This window comes from Yoonia sp. 2307UL14-13 (assembly GCF_037572755.1).
GTDB lineage: Bacteria > Pseudomonadota > Alphaproteobacteria > Rhodobacterales > Rhodobacteraceae > Yoonia.
Genome location: NZ_JBBIFZ010000001.1, coordinates 1,093,518 through 1,113,821, shown reverse-complemented (window position 1 = coordinate 1,113,821; position 20,304 = coordinate 1,093,518). Strand labels below are relative to the sequence as shown.

Sequence of the window (20,304 nt, the reverse complement as noted above, 5' to 3'; positions counted from 1 at the left end):
CCATCATCGAGGATATGCAGGTGAGTGAGGCAGAACAATCAAACGCCACGCGGATTGCTGCGGGTGTTATCGCGGCGCTGGCATTGGGTGTCAGTGCGTTTGTCCTGTTGCCGATGTTTCGTTCGCAGCCAATGGCGCCCGCAACCGATCCGGTTGCCGCCGTTGAGCCCGAAACCGCCGCGACGGAGGTCGCTGGCCCGCCACCGCCCCGGTTCGATACCTTCAGGGTCGAAACGGATGGCAGCATGGTTGTCGCGGGCCGGGCCGAACCGGGCCAGATCGTTGATATTTTGTTGGCAGGCGCGGCGATCGAGCGCGTGACGGCGGACGATGCTGGGTCCTTTGTCGCGTTTCCGGTGGCTGGTCCGTCAGAAAAGCCGCGCATCCTGTCGCTGCTCGCTGACCCTGATGGGGCCGCTATTGAGTCCGAGGTGACCTATATCGTGGCACCTATTGCTGCACCGCCGCCCCCGTCGAACCTGCCAGAGGCACCCGCAGGCCCAGAACTGACCGCCGCTGCCGAGGCACCGCCAACCCTGTCTGATGAGGATACGGCTGGCGCCGTCAGCAGCGCCACGCCGACCCTTGGCGCGGCAGAAGGGGGTCCACCGACCCTGCCAACTGTTCTGCAGGCTGATGCCGATGGCATTCGCGTCGTCCAGGCCGCGCCGAGCGCTGCCGCGGCTATTGTGGATCAGAACGTCGTGCTGGACGCGATCACCTACGATCCCGCGGGCGATGTCCTGCTGTCGGGCCGTGCTGTCGGTGACGGCGCGGTTCAGATCTATCTGGACAACGAACCGGTGACGACGTCGCCCGTCGAAGAGGGCGGCGACTGGCGCATCGGCCTGCCGGACATCGATACGGGCGTTTATACGCTGCGCATCGATGAGGTGGATGAGGAAGGCGCCGTCGTCTCGCGCATCGAAACCCCCTTCAAACGTGAAGAAGCCGATGATGTCGCGGCTGTTCTGGCGGAAGAGACCGCACGCGAGGGCTTTGAAGTCGCCGTCAAGACCGTCCAGCCGGGTGCCACGCTTTGGGCGATTGCTGAAGAGAACCTTGGCGACGGCATCCTTTATGTCGCCGTATTCGAGGCGAATGCCGACCTGATCAAGGACCCCGACCTGATCTATCCCGGTCAGATCTTTCGTATCCCGGATATCGGCCAGTAGGTCTGGTCAAACCGGTGCTGGCCTCCTACGTAGGTGGCTCGCCAGCCGGAGTGCCAGATGCGTGGACTGACCAAGACCGCCGCCAATTTCGACGACAACCGAATTCAGGGGTGGTCGGTCATTCGCAAGGTGGCCCCCTATCTGTGGCCTGAGGGGCAGGGATGGGTGAAACGGCGGGTGATGCTCGCGTTGGCTGTCCTTGTGATTTCCAAGCTGATCGCGGTGACGACGCCGATCCTGTATAAACAGGCGGTTGACGCGCTGGCACCAGAGGGAGCGGATACCGCGACTATTCTGGGCTTGGGGGCGGTCGGTCTGACACTGGCCTATGGGTTTGCGCGCCTGATGACGGTTGGTTTTCAGCAGTTGCGCGATGTGGTGTTTACCCGGGTCGGGCAGCGCGCATTGCGGCAACTGGCGCTAGAGACTTTCACCCATATTCACCGTCTATCGATGCGGTATCACATCACCCGCAAAACCGGAGGTCTGAGCCGGATCATCGAGCGCGGGGTAAAGGGTGTGGACTTTCTGTTGCGCTTTTTGTTGTTCAGCATCGGGCCGCTGGTGCTGGAGCTGCTGATGATCGCGGTCATCCTCTTTTTCCTGTTCGATGTCTGGTACTTGGCGGTCGTGGCCCTGACCATCGCGCTTTATGTCTGGTTCACGTTCAAAGTCACCGAATGGCGGGTGAAAATCCGCAAGGAGATGAACGATCAGGATACCGATGCAAACCAAAAGGCCATCGACAGCCTGCTGAATTTCGAGACGGTCAAATATTTCGGGGCCGAGACGTGGGAGGCCGATCGCTATGACATGGCCATGCAGAATTACGAAAGGGCTGCGATCAAGACGAATTATTCGCTGGCGTTTCTGAATTTCGGGCAATCTTTGCTGATCACTGGCGGTCTGGTCGCGGTGATGGTCATGGCAGCCGTTGGCGTGCAGCGCGGCGATCTGACCGTTGGCGATTTCGTGATGGTCAATGCCTATATGATCCAGATCACCATGCCGCTGAACTTTCTCGGGACGGTTTATCGCGAAATCCGGCAGGCGCTGATCGATATGGGCGATATGTTCGATCTGCTGGGGCAACCGGCAGAGGTGCAGGATAAGCCGGGAGCCAAGGATCTGCAGGTCAAGGGCGGTCACGTCACATTGCGCGATGTGGCCTTTGGATATGATGCGGAACGCCCGATCCTGAACGGGATCACGCTGGATGTTCCGCCCGGCCAGACGGTGGCTATCGTCGGTTCATCGGGATCGGGGAAGTCGACGATCGGGCGACTGTTGTTCCGGTTTTATGATGTAAACGACGGTGCCTTGCTGATCGATGGGCAGGATGTGCGGGATGTGACGCAAGAGAGCCTGCATGCGCAGATCGGTGTCGTCCCGCAGGATACGGTCCTGTTCAACGACACGATCCACTACAACATTGCCTATGGCCGTCCCGATGCGGGTGAGGAGGAGATCGTCGCTGCGGCGAAGGCTGCCAAGATCCACGATTTCGTGACAAGCCTGCCGGACGGATATCAGACCACTGTCGGCGAACGCGGTTTGAAACTGTCAGGCGGCGAAAAGCAGCGGGTGGGCATCGCTCGCACCTTGCTGAAGAACCCGCCGATCCTGCTCTTGGACGAGGCGACAAGCGCCTTGGATACCGAGACGGAAATGGAGATTCAGGCGGAACTGAAAGCCATGGGCGAAGGCCGGACGGTGATCACGATCGCCCACCGTTTGTCGACCATCGCGGATGCCGATCGGATCGTCGTGCTGGAACGTGGTCAGATCATCGAGGAAGGGCGTCATGACGACCTGCTTGCCCGCGAAGGTCGCTATGCGCATCTTTGGAACCGCCAGTCTGAGGAAGATGCGGTGAACCAAACGGTCTGATCCGCGTTGTAATAAAGTGGATGATGTATACATCCATCAGCATGGATGAGGGCAAGGAAATGGCGCAGGCTGCACCGGTGACGCAGATCATCGACACGCTGGATGCGACTGTGACCAAGGGTCGAACGCGGACGAGCGATATCCTGGCAGCTTTCGGCAGCGCAGGTATTGCGCCCGTTCTGGCAGTACCGGCTTTGCTGGTGATGTCCCCGCTCAGTGGCATACCCTTGTTTTCGACGTTTTGCGGATTCCTGATCCTTGTCATCGCCGTTCAGGGCGTCATGGGGCGATCTGAATTGTGGCTGCCTGGCTTTGTCGGTAACCGCGTCCTTCCCGCCAAGCGGACCCAGGATGCAACCCACGCCTTGCGTCGGATCGCGTACTGGCTTGACCGGGCGACCCGACAACGCTTGACGTTCCTGGTCAAACGACCCGCAAACCGGGTCCTTTACCTGATCTGCGCTTTTTTCGCAGCGGCGATTCCCATTCTGGAGCTTGTCCCGCTGTCGTCGTCAATCGTGGGGGCCGGTGTCGCCCTGATCGCCATCGGCATTCTGGCACGTGACGGTTTGTTCGCGATCGTCGGCCTTGCCACGTTCCCATTGGTGCCGGTCATTCCGATCTTTGTTGTCAGCAGAGTTGCCGAGGCGGTCTAGGGCGATTGCCCCTGCGTCGATTTGGCGTTAGGACAAGTCCCAGCATTTGTTTGCGAGGTTTCCCCATGTCCATGCTGCGCGCGGCCCTTGTTCTGGGCCTTCTTTCTGCTGTCGGTCCCTTCGCGATCGATATGTATCTGCCCGCCATGCCCGCGATTTCCGCCGGTCTTGGTGCTGACGTGGCAGCCGTGCAGTTGACGTTGATCAGCTACTTTGTCGCGTTTGGTATCGCCCAGCTGATTTATGGCCCGTGGGCGGATCAGGTGGGGCGAAAGGTGCCGCTATATGCCGGGTTGGCGGTGTTTGTGCTGGCGTCGGCGGGATGTGCGATAGCCGGGTCGATTGAAAGCCTGATCGCATTCCGCGCCTTCCAAGGATTTGGGGGCGCTGTCCTGATGGTTGTCCCGCGTGCCGTGATCCGGGACATGCATACCGGTACGGCGGCGACCAAGCTGATGGCGATGGTGATGCTGGTGATTTCGGTGTCGCCCATGCTCGCGCCGCTGGCGGGGAGCGGGCTGATTGCGATCGGCGACTGGCGCTTGATCTTTTGGGTGCTGTGCGGTGCTGCAGGGCTGAGCCTGTTGATGACCGCTTTCGTATTGCCTGAAACGCTGGCGGTGAAAGACCGCGTGCCGGTGAATGTCGCCAACCTGTGGCGTGGCACAAAGGTGCTGATGCGTGACCCTGTGTTTATGGGTCTCACCCTGATCGGCGGGTTCGGTTTCGCCAGCTTCATGGTGTTCATCGCCAGCGCGTCGTTCGTTTATACCGGCCAGTTCGGGTTAAGTCCGACAGGTTTCAGCGTGGCTTTCGCCATCAATGCAGTCGGTTTCTTTGCCGCCTCGCAAATGGCGGGCCCGTTGGGTGAGAGGTACGGAATCTTGCCGGTGATCCGGTGGGCCGTTCTGGGCTTTGCCGGGTTTTCTGTGCTTTTGCTTTTGATCGCATTGGCTGGCTTCGGCACGCTACCGGTCATCGTGGCAGGGTTGTTTCTGGCCAATGCCTGTCTTGGCCTGATCATTCCCACGACGATGGTGATGGCCCTCGACCCGCATGGTGAAATTGCCGGTCTGGCCTCCAGCCTTGGCGGCACCCTGCAGATGTTGACAGGGGGCGTGATGGTGGCTGTGACAGGGCTGTTTTTCGACGGGACGGCGGTGCCGATGATCGCCGCGATTGCGTTGTGCGCCGGTCTTGCGCTCGCGTTGGCGCTGCGGACCTTGGCGGTGATGAACCGCGCCGGAATGGGCGCGATTCAAGGGTGACCTATTCGGCCGCAAGTGGCCGTTTCAGCACCAGAGGCGACGGCGTGTCGTCATCCTCGGTCCAGATGAAGTCGGGCATTTTTGCCCGGCTTGCCTGTTTCGCAAGCGCCCAGTCACGTGCCGCGCGGCTGCTGCGGCCCATGGACAGTTTCGCCAGAAGCTGTGCGAACCACTTCACATAGGTCGTGACCCAGACCCGCACGGCCAGCATCGACGGCGTAAAGACCAGCGTCAGCACGGTCGCGATACCAAGGCCAAATACGACGGCGGTCGCAAGCTGTTTCCACCACAGCGCGGTCGGGCTGTTGAGCGAATAACCACCGTTCATAAAGTCGAGACTAAGTCCGAACATCATCGGTGCCAGACCGGCCATGGTCGTGATCGTGGTCAAGAGGACGGGGCGAATACGGGCCTCTGCCGTGCGCGTGATCGCCTCGGTCCGTGGCATGTATTGGCTGTATTCCTGATAGGTATCGATCAGGATGATATTGTTGTTCACCACAATCCCGGCAAGCGCCACGATCCCGGTCCCGGTCATGATGATCGAGAAGGGCTGATCCATCACCAGCATCCCCACCAGCGACCCGGCGGTGGACATGACAACGGCCATCAGCACCAGAACGGCATTGTAAAAGCTGTTGAACTGCGCCAGCAGGATGATGAACATCAGCCCAAGCGCACCCATGAATGCGACCTGCAGGAAGGCCTGCGACTCGGCCTGATCCTCTTGATCGCCGGTCCATTCCCAACTGATCGAGTTGGGGAATGGGTTCGTCTCCAACCATTCGGTCAGGGCGGTGATCCGTTCGTTGGGGTTGATCAATGCCTCGGTCACCGCGCCATCATTGACGAGGTCGGTCAGCGCGGCAATGGTCGTGCCGTCCATCACCTGCACCACGTCATAACGCGCCATGCCTTCCGCCGCGTCGTCGGCAATCCGCGCGATGGCCACGTCTTCGCCATTGGTCGACAGGGTCAGCAGGCCCGTGGCGACACCGGCCTTTACGTCGAAATAGCGTTTCTGATCCACGCGATCGATCTGCGCGAGCTTGGCGACGGGTGTACGGGTGATGAAGTTCGACAGCGGGATAAGACCCTGGTTGGTCCGCACGCGGAGGCTGTCGAGCGTCGACAGAACCCGGTCTTCATCGGGGAGACGGACGCGGATTTCGATTTCTTCGTCCGAGCTGTCCACCCGCATCGTATCTAGCAGGATGCCCCGCGTGACCATCTGCACCATGGCGCCAACGCTGGCGACGTCGGCGCCATAACGGCCAGCCTTTTCGACGTCGACGTCGATTTGCCAGTCGATCCCTGGCAAGGGGAGCGAGTCCTCGATCGTGATCAGGCCCGGCATCCGGTCGAATTGTTCACGTGCCAAGGCGGTGGCCGCGCGCAGTTCTTCCCAGTTGTCGCTTTTTAGACGTAGATGCACCGGCTTGGCCGAAGCCGGACCGCGTGAGAGGTTGAGGATCTCGAACCGGATACCTGGAATCGTCTTCAAGTCGGCATCGAGATTGGCAAGAACAAAGTCTCCGTCGAATGCCGGATCGACATTTGTGCTTGTCCAGGGAATGAAGCCCAGCAGTCTCGTGCGTTCGGACACCGTTGGCCGGTCTTCCCATGGGATCAATTCCAGCTGGACCTGCCCGACCGTATCCGCCGGCCCTTCGGCCCCGCCGGTATTGGAATTGAGGCCGCCATCACCCGCGAACGAAAAGACGCTGTCAACGCCGGGCTGGGCCAGGGCGATATCCTCGGCCTGTTTCAGCAGATCGTCTTTTTCGGCCAGGCTGAGGTTGCCGCGCGCCTGCACATAGATGATCGCCTGTTCGGGTTCGGATTCGACGAAGAATTCGACGCCATTGTTGTTGGCACCGTAATAGCCAAAGATCGAAAACACGGTGAAGACGACGCCGCCAACGGCCACCAAGGGCATGATCGGGTTGCCGACGATGAAATGCATCATGCGCCCGAAAGGCGTGCGGCGATAGCCAGCCCTGATCCGCTTTTTCTCACGCTCCAGCCGGGCCGCGCCGATCGTGATCGACAAAAGGAACGCGCCGACAAGGAACAGCGCCATACCGGGAAGAGACGCAAAAAGCCCGTCGGTTTGCACGGCCTCACCACTCAGATAACCGGGGTTCAGGGTCAGCATCGCGCCGGTGAACACGATCATGCCCGCGGGGATGATCAGTAGCGCGCACACCACCCATGGCAGCCGGGCGCGCAGGCCGTCGGATGCGTTGCCGAACAGGCGGCTCATCCGGCCGGTCACGCCGCCCATGACCGGCAGATAGATCAGCGCGACGACAAGTGACGCACACAGGACGAAGATCAGGGTGACCGGCAACATGCCCATGAACTGACCGGGCACACCGGGCCAGAACAGCATGGGTAAAAAGGCGCATAGCGTCGTCGCCGTGGACGAGATGATGGGCCAGAACATGCGCTGCGCCGCCTCGACATAGGCATGCATCGGGCCTGTGCCCTCGCGAATGCGCTTGTCGGCGTATTCGACCACGACGATGGCCCCGTCGACCAGCATCCCCACGGCGAGGATCAGACCGAACATGACGATGTTCGAGATCGTGATGTCCATCACTGCAAGCAGGGCGAAACACAACAGAAACGATGTCGGGATGGCAAAGCCGACCAGCAGGGCAGGGCGTGTTCCCAGCGCCGCCAGCACGACGATCATCACCAACGCGATGGCGGTCAGGACCGACCCTTCCAACTGGCTGACCATCGAAGCCACGTTGCGCGACTGGTCGTTCGACGTGCCGACCTCGATCGCGGCCTGCAATTCGGGCGACCAGCTTTGCCGTTCCTCTTCGACGACTTCTTTCACCAGGGCGCTGGTGTCGATCAGGTTGAAGCCCTTGCGCTTGACCACCTGCAGCGCAACGGTGTTCACGCCGTTGAATCGGGCCGTGCCTGCGCGGTCTTCGAAGGTCAGACGGATCGTGGCGAGGTCGCCCAGCGTGATGACCCGGTCGCCGTTCGTTTTTACCGGCAGGTTGTAGATATCCTGCGCCTCGTCAAAGGATGACGGGATCTTGACGGCGAACGTGCCCTGCGGTGTTTCCACCTCACCGGCGGCGATCAGCAGGTTGTTGTTGGTGACGACGTTGATCAACTCACCGGCGGTGACGTTGTACGCCTCCAGCCGAAGCGGGTCGATCACGACCTCCAGCATTTCGTCACGGGTGCCTGCCAGGCCGGCCTCGAGCACCGCATCCAGACCTTCGATCCGGTCCTGCAGGTCCTTGGCCACGCGGATCAGGGTGCGTTCTGGAACGTCGCCCGTCAGGTTGACGATGATGATCGGGAATTCCGAGAAGTTGATTTCGTTGATCGAATACTGATCGGCACCGGCGGGAAACTGTGCCTCGGCATCGTTCATGGCCGACCGGATATCAGCAAGGATTTTTGTCTTGTCCCAGCCGAATTCGAATTCAAGCGCCACCCCGGCATAGCTTTCGGCGGCTGTCGACGACATGGTCTTCAACCCGTCGAGATCGGACAGCTCCGTTTCCATAGGTCGGACCAGCAGACTTTCGCTATCCTCGGCGGATATGCCGGGGAAGGGGACCGAGACAAAGATCGCGGGGATCTCGATGTCGGGTTCGCCTTCTTTCGGCAGTCCGACATAGGCCAGGCCGCCCGCCAACAGCGACAGGCCGATAAAGGCCATAACCATCCGCGCCCGTGACGCGGCCCAGTCGACGATACCAGTCATCCTTTTGCCTCCGCAAAGGTCGGGGCGACGCGCACGCCGTCGGTGACGAATTCCTGGCCGACAGTTATGATATCGACCTCATCAGGCAGATCGGTGACCCAGACACCTTCGGCGGTATCGCGTAGCAGGGTCACCGGCATGAAAGCGGCCGTGTTGTTTGCGTCGATCGTCCGGACGCCAAGCACGCCGTCATCGTCCAGCGTGAGGCTGGATTGAGCGATCAGATGCGCGGTGCGCCCGTCCGATGCGATCACAATTTCGGCGGTCTGCCCATCGCTGATCGCCATATCGGCATTTGCGACGGTGACCTCGACCTGGAAAGTGCGCGTGGTTTCATCTGCGCTGCGCGACAGGAACGTCACGGTGCCCTGTACTTCGTCGCCGTTGGTCAGACGGGCACCGGCGACGGCGCCGACGCTGACCTTGTGCACATCGATTTCGGGAACAAAGCCGACCAGCTTGATCGGATCAAGCTGAATGATCGTTGCGCATGGCGTGCCGGGCTGCATCAGGCTGCCAAGCTCGGCCGTATCGGTTTCAAGCAGGCCGGCAAAGGGCGCTTCGATCGTCAAGCGTTCGATTTCACGCTCGGCGGCAGCGACGGCGGCTTGCGCCGCTTCAATCCCGGCTTCGGCTGATTTGATGCCCGAATTTGCTCGCTGCACACCGGCCTGTGCGCCATCCATGGCGGCCTGCGCGCTGACTAACGTTGTTTCGGACGCAAAGCCGTCCTGCGACAGGCGAGAGGCGGCGTTAAGGTTAATCTCGGCCTCGCGGACGCGGGCGTTGGCCTCTGCGACGGCGGCCTGCGCCTCGGGGACACGCCCTTCCGCTTCGGTCAGGCGGGCACGCGCCTCGGCTAGCGACGCTTCGCGCGTTCCGGGATCAAGGCGGCACATTTCCTGTCCAGCTTCGACCGTCGCGCCCTTGCGCAACGGTTCCGAGATGACGAGACCGGATGTTTCAGCTGCAACGGTCACCTGACGCGCAGCCTCGGTCCGGCCCCGCAGGATCACCGCGCTGTCGATGGTCTGCGCGACCGAACGAATGGCCACGACGCCGACACCTTGGGCAGGCGCTTCGTTTTCTTCGGCCAGCGTTTCTTCCGCAGCGGCGTCGGTTTCGGGGTCAGCGGCGTCCGTCGTGGTCACGCCGGCGAACTCCATCAGGCGATCACGCTCCAACACGGCGAAGTAGAGGGCGGCAAGCACAACGACCGCTGAAATGACCGGAATGATCTTCATGATTTTGCCTTTCGCATGACGTCACGGCAATGTGATGACGCTTTACATAGATATTCAGGATTACGATGCAACCACTAACGCGGATCACTTTTCGAACTAAACCATTCAGTTCACTTTACAGGTTTGGCAAGGGTCACGCAAGGTCACTTTTCTGCGCTGCCGCATGATGCTGGCATTTGTGCAATCACAGGCCCCTTGTCCCTGCCATGGGCTTCACGATAAGAACGCGCAAATGATTGATCGCCCAAAGCGATGAACGAGGCCTGAATGAGCAACCCTGACAGTTTCATTGATGAAGTCACCGAAGAAATGCGGCGGGACAAGCTGTACGGCTACCTGCGCCGCTATGGTTGGATCGCCGTGGCTTTGGTCTTCGTCGTCGTTGGCTGGGCCGCATGGAACGAATACACCAAGGCGCAGGCCCGGGCTGAGGCCGAAGCGACCGGCGATGCCTTGCTGGCCGCAATGCAGTTGGAAGGTTGGGAGGCGCGGGCAACAGCGTTTGCCGAGATCGAGGCGGGTCCGGATTCGGCTGCGGTTGTCGCTTTGCTGACGGCCGGTGTGCAAGAACGGGCCGAAGATTATGCGGCTGCTGCGGAGACGCTTGCCGGCGTTGCCGCCGATGGCGACGCTCCGCAGATTTACCGCGACCTTGCCGTGTTCAAAGCGGCGATTCTGCCCAATGATGATGCAGAGGCCGCGATGCTGGCGCTGGAACAGCAGGCGCAGCCTGGTCAGCCGTTTCGTCTTCTCGCCCTGGAGCAGATCGTCTACCTCCATCTGGAGGCGGGCGACACCGACACGGCGCTGACCAATCTGCGGATGATCATCGAGGATGCGGCTGTACCGCAGGGCTTGCGACAGCGCGCACAAAGCCTGATGGTGGCTCTGGGCGAACCGCTGCCCGAGGAAGAGACAGCGCCGCAAGGCGAATAACCAAGGTGGGATCGGACGTGACAGCCAGCAGATTTTTCGGCGCGACGCTTGCGCTTGCCCTTTTGGCCGCCTGTGGTGAAGAAGACGTGATCCTGCCCGGCGAACGGTTTGACCTCCGGGAACAGCCCGTTCTGGTGAACCGTGCCCTGCCGGTATCCCTTCCGGCGCAACGCGCCAACGTCGATTGGACCCATCGCAATGGCGATGCGGATCATAAAATCACGCATCCCGCGCTTGGTACTGCATTGACGTCGGCCTTTGTCGCCCCGATTGGCGAAGGCAATAGCCGCCGTGCCCGGATCACCGCAGATCCTGTGGTTGCGGGCGGTGTGGTCTATACGCTGGACGCCCGCGGCCTTGTCACCGCGACGACAACCGCAGGTCAGACGGCCTGGACGCGCAGCCTCACGCCGTCGCTTGATAATCGCGAAGATGCCTCGGGCGGTGGTATCTCGGTCGCGGGTGGCGTTGTCTACGTCACGACGGGCTATGGCGAGCTGACCGCGCTTGATGCGGCGTCAGGCGCGATCCGGTGGGTGCAGGACCTTGACGCGCCTGCCATGTCGCCGCCCACGATCGCCGGTAACCTCGTTTATGTCGTGGCCCGCGACAGCACCGCCTGGGCGCTGGACGTGGCGACGGGCCGTATTCAATGGCAGGTCTCAGCCAACCCCTCGACTGCGAATTTCGGCAGCGGGGCGGCGCCCGCCGTCAATGGCGACATCGCCGTCTTCCCATTCCCGTCCGGTGAGGTTGTGGGCACGTTCCCCCAGGGCGGGCTGCGTCGATGGTCGAGCGCGGTGACCGGTGATCGGCTAGGTCGCGTTGCGTCCGTCATCACCGATATCGCCGGTGATCCTGTCATCGTCGGCGATCGCGTCTACGTGGGCAATTTCGGCGGGCGGGTCGTTGCATTGGATACCACGACAGGCGATCGGCTCTGGACGGCCGGTGAGGGAGCGATCAGTCCCGTTTGGCCGGTGGGTAGCGCCATTTATCTGGTCAATGACGTCAACCAGCTTGTGCGATTGAACGCAGCCAGTGGCGATCCGGTATGGCGGGTTGATTTGCCCAATGTCGAAGGCGAACGCCGCCGTCAGCAACGCAGCGTGATCGGCCACTACGGCCCGGTTCTGGCGGGCGGGCGGTTGATCGTCGCGTCCTCCGATGGGCAAATCCGGCAGTTCGATCCGGTCTCGGGCGCGCTGACCGGTGCCGTCGCGCTGCCGGGGGGCGCGGCGTCGCATCCGGTTGTCGCGGGGCAGACGCTCTATGTCGTCAGCGCAGATGGCGTATTGCACGCTTTCCGTTAAACGCAACATGGTGTATGCGCGCCGTCTGAGACGCGCAGGAGCCTTCAGATGACCTTTACCCTCGCCATCGTGGGCCGCCCGAATGTGGGCAAATCCACGTTGTTTAACCGGCTGGTTGGCAAGAAACTGGCGCTGGTCGATGACCAGCCCGGGGTGACGCGCGACCTGCGCGAAGGCGAGGGGCGGATTGCCGATCTGCGGTTCACGGTGATCGATTCCGCAGGTCTTGAAGAGGCGACCGACGACAGCCTGCAAGGGCGCATGCGCCGCCTGACCGAACGCGCCGTCGAGATGGCCGATGTGTGCCTGTTCATGATCGACGCGCGGGCGGGGGTGTTGCCCGCGGACGAGGTTTTCGCCGATATCCTGCGCAAGAAGAACGCGAACGTGATCCTTGCCGCCAATAAGGGCGAGGGGAAAGCGGCGGATGCGTCGATCCTCGAGGCCTATTCCCTTGGCTTGGGCGAGCCGATCCGCATGTCTGCCGAACATGGCGAGGGCATGGGTGAGTTGCTCGATGTCCTGCGCCCGATCGCCGATGCGCGGGCTGAGAGTGCTGCCGCCGACACGCCTGAAACGGATGTCGATGTGGGCGACGATGATGAGGATGGCCCGCGGATGCCGACGCGGGATAAGCCGTTGCAGATTGCTGTTGTGGGTCGTCCCAATGCGGGCAAATCCACATTGATCAACAAGATCATCGGTGAGGAACGGCTGCTGACCGGTCCGGAGGCGGGAATCACCCGTGACGCCATCTCGGTCCAGACAGAATGGGCCGACGTGCCCATGCGTATTTTCGATACGGCGGGCATGCGCAAAAAGGCGAAGGTTCAGGAGAAGATCGAAAAGCTGTCGGTGTCCGACGGCCTCCGCGCCGTGAAATTCGCCGAGGTCGTCGTAGTCCTGCTCGACGTCGAAATCCCGTTCGAACAGCAAGACCTGCGCATCGCCGATCTGGCCGAACGCGAAGGGCGGGCGGTCGTCGTGGCCGTCAATAAATGGGATGCGGAAGAGGCCAAGCAGGATAAGCTGCGCGAGTTACGCCAATCCTTCGAACGGCTCTTGCCGCAACTGCGCGGCGCGCCGCTTGTCACTGTTTCGGCCAAGACGGGCAAGGGTCTTGATCGCCTGCATCAGGCCATCATGCGCGCGCATGAGGTCTGGAACCGCCGCGTGACCACCGCCCAACTGAACCGGTGGCTGACCGGCATGCTGGAACAGCACCCGCCACCCGCGCCGGGCGGCAAGCGGATCAAGATGCGTTATGCCACGCAGGTGAAGACGCGGCCTCCGGCATTTGTGGTCATGACCTCGCATCCGCAGGATGTGCCCGAAAGCTACAAACGCTACCTGGTCAACGGGTTACGGGAGGATTTTGATATGCCTGGTACGCCTGTGCGGCTTTATCTGCGCGATCAGGGGGACAAGAACCCGTACAAGGATAAAAAATCTTCGCAGCCCTCGCGTTTGTCGAAGCACCTCAAGAAGGGACCTTCGCGCTGACCGCTTTGCGCGGCACGGCAAAAGCCAGCAGCGCGACGATCCCCACCGCTGCCAGCGCTGAAACAGTCCACGGATCAGCACCATTCGCGACGATGATCGCCACGAGCGCCCAGACAATCGTCAGCGCATAGGCCAAGGTGTTCGTCAAATACGTCACATAAAGACCGATAACCAAGGCGCCGCTAATCCCAAGATACGCCCAACCGATTTGATCCGTCAGAAGGCTGTATCCTGCCGCTGTGCTGCCAAGCGACACGAATGACGCCGCCGTCAGCCAGCCCGCGTAGATACCGACAGGCACGCGGAAAAACCACTCATCCCGCATCGGTGACCGGATCAAGGCGGCGATCGCGCCAGCTGCCATTACGAAGATCAGGATCGTCGCCCAGACGGCGCTGGCATTCGCGACGGCGAGCCATGGTGTCCCGACAGCAAGACTGATGATCAAGGGCAGTCGGGCGCGGTTCCAATCATCGGCATCCGCGCGTTTCCACAGGCCGAACCCGGCCGAGATGACCAGCCATGCATAAATCAGCCCCCAGATCGTGAAGGCATAGCCTGCAGGTTGCACCGGCGGCTCGATCTGCGGGTTTGGCAACTGATCCGCACGGAAGCCGCTGAACGGGTCAGTGACGATAGGGGACAGCACGAAGGTGAGCGTAAGAATGGTGGTCAGGATCGCTTTTGCATTGGTCATGGAAAAGTAACTATGGCGCGGCGCAATCCGTTCCAGCCCGACAGGTCCGGTTTTGCAGACTTGCCGAAAATCGCCATTTCTGGCACTCTATTTGCATTTAACGAAGGAATTTGAGCATGAAACGCATTGTTATCCTGTGCGATGGCACATGGAATTCGCCAACTATCGAAATCCCAACCAACGTCGTCAAGCTACGCGACGCCTGCCTGAATGACGGCGAAAATCAGGTCGTTATCTACATTCCGGGTGTCGGAGCCAACCCGATCACGAAGGGCCTGATTGGCTTGCTGCATAAGCTGGGCGGTGGGGCCTTTGGCTGGGGGCTCGGACGAAACGTCAAGAAAGCCTACCAGCAGCTGTGTCAGCATTATGAACCGGACGATGAGATTTACATCTTCGGCTTTTCGCGCGGGGCCTATACCGCGCGGTCGCTGGGTGGGATGATCCGCAAATGCGGGATCGTGCCCGCGAACCGGATCAAAAGCCCGTTCACGCTCAACCGCGCATGGCAGCTGTATAAGCGGCAAGCGCCCGAGATCGACAAGGGCCCACTGTGGATCCAGCGTCAGGCGCTGTCGCCACATATCGCGACGTCCGAGGATGACTGGAGAGCGCGGGGTGAGACCGGAAGTATCGTCGATGTCAAATATATCGGCGTCTGGGACACTGTGGGCGCGATGGGGCTGCCGGTGTCATTGCTTGGCCCCGTCGCCAAAGTTTTCAACCGGCGCTACCAATTCTACGACATGAAGCTGTCGGGCATGGTCAAAAACGCCCGTCACGCGCTGGCGCTCGATGAACAGCGTAGACTGTTCGAGCCAACGGGTTGGGACAATCTCGATCGTCGCAACGGTGGTCGGACCGACGCTGATCGCCCCTATCAGCAGCTTTGGTTCATCGGGGACCACGGCACCATTGGCGGCAGCAAAAGCACGCGCGAACTGGTGTCATTCCCGTTGGAATGGGTGGTGCGCGGAGCGGTCAATCTGGGCTTGCAGTTGGAAGAAAAAATTAAGCTACCAGATGTGCCGGGAAATGCCCGTGCGGACTCTCCCCATCTGGCCCATCGCGATGGGCCGCTCTATGCGTGGCGCCTTGGGCCAACCGACCCAACACAATACCATGCCTCTGTGGCGGAGCGGATGCAGTTATTGGGTGACAGCTACAACCCCAGATCAGCCCATGGCGTGCGACAGGCGCTGCTATCGACGACAGCGCCTGTACGTGTGGCCTAGACCAGCGCGCCGTCTGGCGTAATCCGCGTTTTGCCGCGCAGATAAGGATGCAGGACGGTGGGCAGATCGACCGACCCGTCCTCTTGCTGCCCGTTTTCCACGACCGCGATCAGCGTGCGGCCAACGGCAAGGCCCGAGCCGTTGAGCGTGTGCACGAATTGCGGCTTACCCCCGCCTTCGGGCTTGTACCGCGCGTTCATGCGGCGGGCCTGATAATCGCCGGCGGTCGAAATAGAGGCGATCTCGCGGTATTTGTTCTGCCCCGGCAACCAGACCTCGATATCGTGCGTCTTGCGCATGCCCGCGCCCAGATCACCCGTACAGAGGATCACGGTCCGGTAGGGCAGCCCCAGCTTTTCCAGCACGGCCTCGGCGCATTTGGTCATGCGCTCATGCTCGGCCGCACTGCTCTCGGGGGTCGTGACGCTGACCATTTCGACCTTTTCGAACTGGTGCTGGCGCAGCATGCCCGACGTGTCGCGGCCCGCGCTCCCGGCTTCGGACCGGAAGCATTGGGTATGGGCCACATAGCGGCGTGGGAGGTAATTTTCGTCTATCGTCAGTCCATTAACGATGTTTGTTAATGTGACCTCCGCCGTCGGGATCAGCCACCAGCCGTTGGTCGTTTGATAGCTATCCTCCCCAAACTTGGGCAACTGCCCGGTGCCATACATCATTTCCTCGCGGACGAGGACGGGGGTGATCGTCTCGGTCAGGCCATGCTCTTCTACATGCAAATCAAGCATGAATTGCGCGAGCGCGCGGTGCAGGCGGGCGACGGCGCCGGACATCAGGACAAAGCGGCTGCCCGACAGTTTGGCTGCGGTTTCAAAGTCCATGCCGGGGTGGATGCCGGGGATGTCGTAGTGTTCCACCGGGTCGAAGCTGAAGTTGGGAACGTTGCCGAAACGGTGGATTTCGACATTGTCGTCCTCATCCGCACCTTCGGGTACGTCTTCGGCCGGTAGGTTGGGGATACCCATCAGCAGGTCATTCAGACGGGTATCCTCGGCCTTGGCCTGATCGTTCAGCTTGGCGATTTCCGCTTTCTTTTCAGCGACCAAGGCGCGCAGCCGTTCGAACTCGGCCTCATCCCCGCGGCCCTTTGCAGCCCCGACCTCTTTGGCAGCCTTGTTCGCTTCGGCCTGCGCGGTCTCGGCGGCAAGGATCGCGCTGCGCCGTGCTTCGTCTATGGCTAGGATTTTGGATGACATCGCGTCCATCCCACGGCGAGACAAGGCTGCATCAAAAGCAGCGGGATTGTCGCGGATGGTACGGATATCATGCATTGGTCCGATCCTTTGATTGATTTCAAGTGGCGCTGATATGCCCGATCCGGGGGGCGGGGTGAACCGGAAAAATGCAGTCGGCAAAGCGTCGGCTTTTCTTCGGGCACAGGGGGCTGTCGGGTGATGCGATATTGGGAAATTATGGGATGGGGACGGTGTGCACATATTGCGGTATTCACGCATCAGTTGCAGTTTTGTGGTCGATCGACCTTGTAAATTCCACATTCAGCGCTCAACGACGCGGCATGCACGAAAGGAAGTTATCATGTTGAAATATTTTTTGTCTGCAAGCGCGCTCGCCATTTGTGGCACCGGTGCTGCCGCACAGAATTTGGAGTACGCACGGCTGAGCTATGATCTGAACAGTTTCACGTTCGATGACAGTGATTTCATCACTGGTATTTTCCAAGGTGAGGCCGAGATGTCGTTCGACCAGATTTTCTTGGGCGCTGGGGTGCGTAATTTCAGCACCGACCTAACGGACGATGGCGATGTGGAAAATTTCACGTTTTATGACGTTTGGGCTGGATACGGTGCCCGCCCCGGCATCTTATTCGGTGCGGGGCTGACCGGATTGTCAGCGGAAGACGTTGACCGGAATGGTTACGAGGTTTTCGGTCAGTATGTCGACGACCAGTTTGAGGCTAGCGTTACCTTGCTCAAATTGGATTTTGACGAAGATAACCTGCGCACGATCGTGAATGGTGCTTACGGCATCAATCCGGCAGTAACGCTCTCTGCGACGCTCATCCGTGACAGCGAATTTGATGGCGCTCAGTATTATCTTGCCGCAGATTACGATCAAAGAAACATCGCTGGGCGCGTGTATTATCGCGGCGACACCGAGTTCGATGACACCATCTTTGGCGCACGTGGGACGTATGATTTTGGCAACGCATTCCGTGCCAATGCTGCGTACGAAACGCTGACAACAGATGGTGGTGCTGACTTTAGCGTTTTGGCAGTTGGCGGCGGCTACGAAGTTGTCGACGGTGCGTGGATAGATCTGGACGTCGGCAGCTATAATGCGGATGGGGATGATGCGGTTCGCGTTCAGGCAACCATCAGCTTTGAAACCGGCTCTCGCATCCGTGTGGATAGCGCATTCGAACAGGATCGTTTTGATGACAGGAATGAGGGTGTCGACTCGTTTTTCTAGGGCGTTGGCGTAATGGAAGCAAAGGGCCCGCACATGCGGGCCCTTTTGCGTTATTCATTTCGTCATTGAGAATTGTCGCGACAGGCCCCATATGGCCTCAAAGCCGTGTTGCCATTGGAAAGCGCGGGACATAATGTGCCGCGACTTTGGCGACGGCCCAAACAATATAGGGATGGATGATGAGACCTGCCGATCTGATTTTATTGCTTGTGATCTTCGGGATCATGTATTTCCTGCTGATCCGGCCACAACAGAAGAAGATCAAGGATCATCAGACTATGCTGTCCGCATTGCGTCGGGGGGATCAGATCATCACCCAAGGCGGTGTGAAAGGCAAGATCGTCAAGGTCAAGGATGACGAAAACGAGGTTGAGGTCGAGATTGCCAAAGGCGTCAACATCCGCGTCGTGAAATCCACCATCGCTACCGTCGTCAACAAAACCGAACCGGCGAAAACCTGATCTGATGCTCAACATTTCGCTGCCCAAGCAAATCATGATTTGGCTGACCGTTTTGGTCGGCCTGACATTTGCGATGCCCAACGGTTTTTATGGCCGGGTCGAGACGCATAACGATGCGATGGTCTTGATCGAAAGCGGTCAGACCAACGCGGAATTGGAAGCGGATGCCGCCCTGTGGCCGGATTTTCTGCCGTCGAACCTTGTCAATCTCGGCCTTGACCTGCGGGGCGGGGCGCATTTGCTGGTCGAGGTGCAGGTCTCGGACGTGCACGCCTCATTCCTGGAAGGGTTTTGGCCCAGCGTGCGGGATGCTCTCGCGGCGGAGCGGGATACGATCGGGTTCGTCACGCGCGAGGAAGACGGACCTGAAACGGAACTGCGCGTGCGGATTTCGAACCCCGAAGGCGCGAACCGCGCGTTTGAACTGGTCCGCGGGCTGGGACGTCCGGTGCAGACCTTTACCGGTGCCGCGTCGAGCAATATCGACGTCCGCCTGAACGGCACGCTGCTGACGATCACGCTGAGCGAGGCCGAAATGCTGGCCATGAACGAACGGACCATGGCGCAGTCGCTTGAAATCATTCGCCGCCGGATCGATGAGGTCGGCACGCGCGAACCAACGATCCAACGCCAGGGGGCGGAGCGTATTCTGGTGCAGGTGCCGGGTGTCGGGTCCGCAGACGAGATTATCTCGCTTCTGGGCACGACGGCGCAACTGACATTCAACCCCGTGCGTGGGGTGGCCGGTGGTCCGGATGAACAGGCGGGAACCGGTAATATCATTGTCCCGTCCCGCGATGGAACCGACCAGTTTTACATCCTCGAACGCCGTCCGGTGGTGACGGGCGAGGATCTGGAGAATGCCCAGCTGGATTTCGACCAGAACGGCCGCCCCGCGGTGGCGTTTCGGTTCAACACGTCCGCTGCGCGCACGTTCGGTGATTACACGCTGTCGAATATCGGGTCGCCCTTCGCCATCGTGCTGGATGACGAGGTGATCTCGGCCCCCACGATCCAAAGCCATATTCCAGGCGGGTCGGGGATCATCACAGGCAACTTCACCGTCGAAGAGGCGACCGAACTCGCGGTGTTGCTGCGCTCGGGTGCTTTGCCGGCTGAACTGACCTTCCTAGAGGAACGGACGATTGGCCCGGAACTGGGGCAGGATTCGATCGAAGCGGGGCAGATCGCCTGTATCGTCGCGGGGATTGCGATCCTGCTTTACATGTTCCTGAGCTATGGCCTGTTCGGCATTTTTGCGAACATCGCGCTGATCGTGAATGTTGGGCTGATTTTCGGGTTGCTCAGCATTGTGGGCGCGACCCTGACCCTTCCGGGGATCGCCGGGATCGTGCTGACCATCGGGATGGCGGTTGACGCCAATGTGATCGTGTTCGAGCGCATCCGCGAAGAGCTGAAAACGGCCAAGGGTCCGGCGCGCGCGATCGAATTGGGCTATGAAAAGGCGTTGTCATCAATCATCGATGCCAATATCACGACGTTCATTACGGCTGTGATCCTGTTCACCATGGGATCCGGCCCGGTCAGTGGGTTTGCCGTGACGCTGGGCTTTGGGATCGTCACCTCCGTTTTCACCGCGATTTTCGTCACCCGGTCGCTGATCGTGATCTGGTTCTCGCGCACCCGCCCCAAGACAATCGAGGTTTGATATGCGTCTGAGACTGGTCAAACAGGGTACGAACATCGACTTTTTCGCCAAGGCGCGGCTGTGGCTG

Annotated in this window: 15 protein-coding genes; 11 read left to right on the top strand and 4 right to left on the bottom strand. The window is 60.3% G+C overall.

Going from position 1 to position 20,304, the window contains the following annotated elements:
• Window positions 1-20: 20 nt before the first annotated feature.
• The 4 genes from V8J85_RS05715 (at window position 21) to V8J85_RS05700 (ending at window position 4,989) form a co-directional block, all read left to right on the top strand.
• On the top strand, window positions 21-1,175 hold the full coding sequence (locus tag V8J85_RS05715; protein ID WP_339952718.1) for a LysM peptidoglycan-binding domain-containing protein: 1,155 nt from the start codon (window positions 21-23) through the stop codon (window positions 1,173-1,175).
• A gap of 57 nt (window positions 1,176-1,232) precedes the next feature.
• On the top strand, window positions 1,233-3,065 hold the full coding sequence (locus V8J85_RS05710) for an ABCB family ABC transporter ATP-binding protein/permease (RefSeq protein ID WP_339952717.1): 1,833 nt from the start codon (window positions 1,233-1,235) through the stop codon (window positions 3,063-3,065).
• 20 nt (window positions 3,066-3,085) lie between these two features.
• Window positions 3,086-3,721: an exopolysaccharide biosynthesis protein gene (locus V8J85_RS05705; RefSeq protein WP_339952716.1), complete on the top strand. Its 636-nt coding sequence runs from the start codon at window positions 3,086-3,088 to the stop codon at window positions 3,719-3,721.
• 71 nt (window positions 3,722-3,792) lie between these two features.
• On the top strand, window positions 3,793-4,989 hold the full coding sequence (locus V8J85_RS05700; protein ID WP_339953072.1) for a multidrug effflux MFS transporter: 1,197 nt from the start codon (window positions 3,793-3,795) through the stop codon (window positions 4,987-4,989).
• 1 nt (window position 4,990) lies between these two features.
• Here the strand turns inward: V8J85_RS05700 and V8J85_RS05695 are convergent, their stop codons facing one another.
• Both V8J85_RS05695 and V8J85_RS05690 read right to left on the bottom strand, forming a co-directional pair.
• Window positions 4,991-8,731: an efflux RND transporter permease subunit gene (locus V8J85_RS05695; RefSeq protein WP_339952715.1), complete on the bottom strand. Its 3,741-nt coding sequence runs from the start codon at window positions 8,729-8,731 to the stop codon at window positions 4,991-4,993.
• Window positions 8,728-9,975, bottom strand: a complete 1,248-nt coding sequence (locus V8J85_RS05690) for an efflux RND transporter periplasmic adaptor subunit (protein ID WP_339952714.1) — start codon at window positions 9,973-9,975, stop codon at window positions 8,728-8,730. Before V8J85_RS05690 ends, V8J85_RS05695 begins: the two co-directional genes overlap by 4 nt.
• Window positions 9,976-10,242: 267 nt before the next feature.
• Between V8J85_RS05690 and V8J85_RS05685 the strand changes: the two genes are divergently transcribed.
• From V8J85_RS05685 to der, 3 genes are read left to right on the top strand one after another with little or no spacing between them, the layout of a single operon-like run.
• The gene (locus V8J85_RS05685; protein ID WP_339952713.1) at window positions 10,243-10,911 is read left to right on the top strand and encodes a tetratricopeptide repeat protein; all 669 of its coding nucleotides are present in this window, start codon (window positions 10,243-10,245) and stop codon (window positions 10,909-10,911) included.
• Window positions 10,912-10,928: 17 nt separating this feature from the next.
• The gene (locus V8J85_RS05680) at window positions 10,929-12,224 is read left to right on the top strand and encodes a PQQ-binding-like beta-propeller repeat protein (protein WP_339952712.1); all 1,296 of its coding nucleotides are present in this window, start codon (window positions 10,929-10,931) and stop codon (window positions 12,222-12,224) included.
• A gap of 48 nt (window positions 12,225-12,272) precedes the next feature.
• Window positions 12,273-13,727, top strand: a complete 1,455-nt coding sequence (gene der, locus V8J85_RS05675) for a ribosome biogenesis GTPase Der (RefSeq protein WP_339952711.1) — start codon at window positions 12,273-12,275, stop codon at window positions 13,725-13,727.
• Here the strand turns inward: der and V8J85_RS05670 are convergent.
• A complete protein-coding gene (locus V8J85_RS05670) occupies window positions 13,705-14,424 on the bottom strand; it encodes a hypothetical protein (protein ID WP_339952710.1) in 720 nt (239 codons plus the stop codon). The two genes, der and V8J85_RS05670, sit on opposite strands and share 23 nt — an antisense overlap.
• Before the next feature lie 116 nt (window positions 14,425-14,540).
• Here V8J85_RS05670 and V8J85_RS05665 point away from each other — a divergent pair, with 116 nt between their 5' ends.
• Complete coding sequence (locus V8J85_RS05665) at window positions 14,541-15,659, top strand: DUF2235 domain-containing protein (RefSeq protein ID WP_339952709.1); 1,119 nt, start codon at window positions 14,541-14,543, stop codon at window positions 15,657-15,659.
• On the opposite strand, the gene serS is transcribed toward V8J85_RS05665, so the two are convergent.
• The gene (serS, locus tag V8J85_RS05660; protein WP_339952708.1) at window positions 15,656-16,948 is read right to left on the bottom strand and encodes a serine--tRNA ligase; all 1,293 of its coding nucleotides are present in this window, start codon (window positions 16,946-16,948) and stop codon (window positions 15,656-15,658) included. The genes V8J85_RS05665 and serS overlap by 4 nt on opposite strands.
• A 166-nt stretch (window positions 16,949-17,114) precedes the next feature.
• Here serS and V8J85_RS05655 point away from each other — a divergent pair, with 166 nt between their 5' ends.
• From V8J85_RS05655 to secD, 3 genes are all read left to right on the top strand, one after another.
• Window positions 17,115-18,107: a hypothetical protein gene (locus V8J85_RS05655; protein ID WP_339952707.1), complete on the top strand. Its 993-nt coding sequence runs from the start codon at window positions 17,115-17,117 to the stop codon at window positions 18,105-18,107.
• A gap of 179 nt (window positions 18,108-18,286) precedes the next feature.
• The gene (yajC, locus tag V8J85_RS05650; protein ID WP_339953071.1) at window positions 18,287-18,568 is read left to right on the top strand and encodes a preprotein translocase subunit YajC; all 282 of its coding nucleotides are present in this window, start codon (window positions 18,287-18,289) and stop codon (window positions 18,566-18,568) included.
• Window positions 18,569-18,572: 4 nt separating this feature from the next.
• The gene (gene secD, locus V8J85_RS05645; RefSeq protein ID WP_339952706.1) at window positions 18,573-20,237 is read left to right on the top strand and encodes a protein translocase subunit SecD; all 1,665 of its coding nucleotides are present in this window, start codon (window positions 18,573-18,575) and stop codon (window positions 20,235-20,237) included.
• Window positions 20,238-20,304 lie beyond the last annotated feature (67 nt).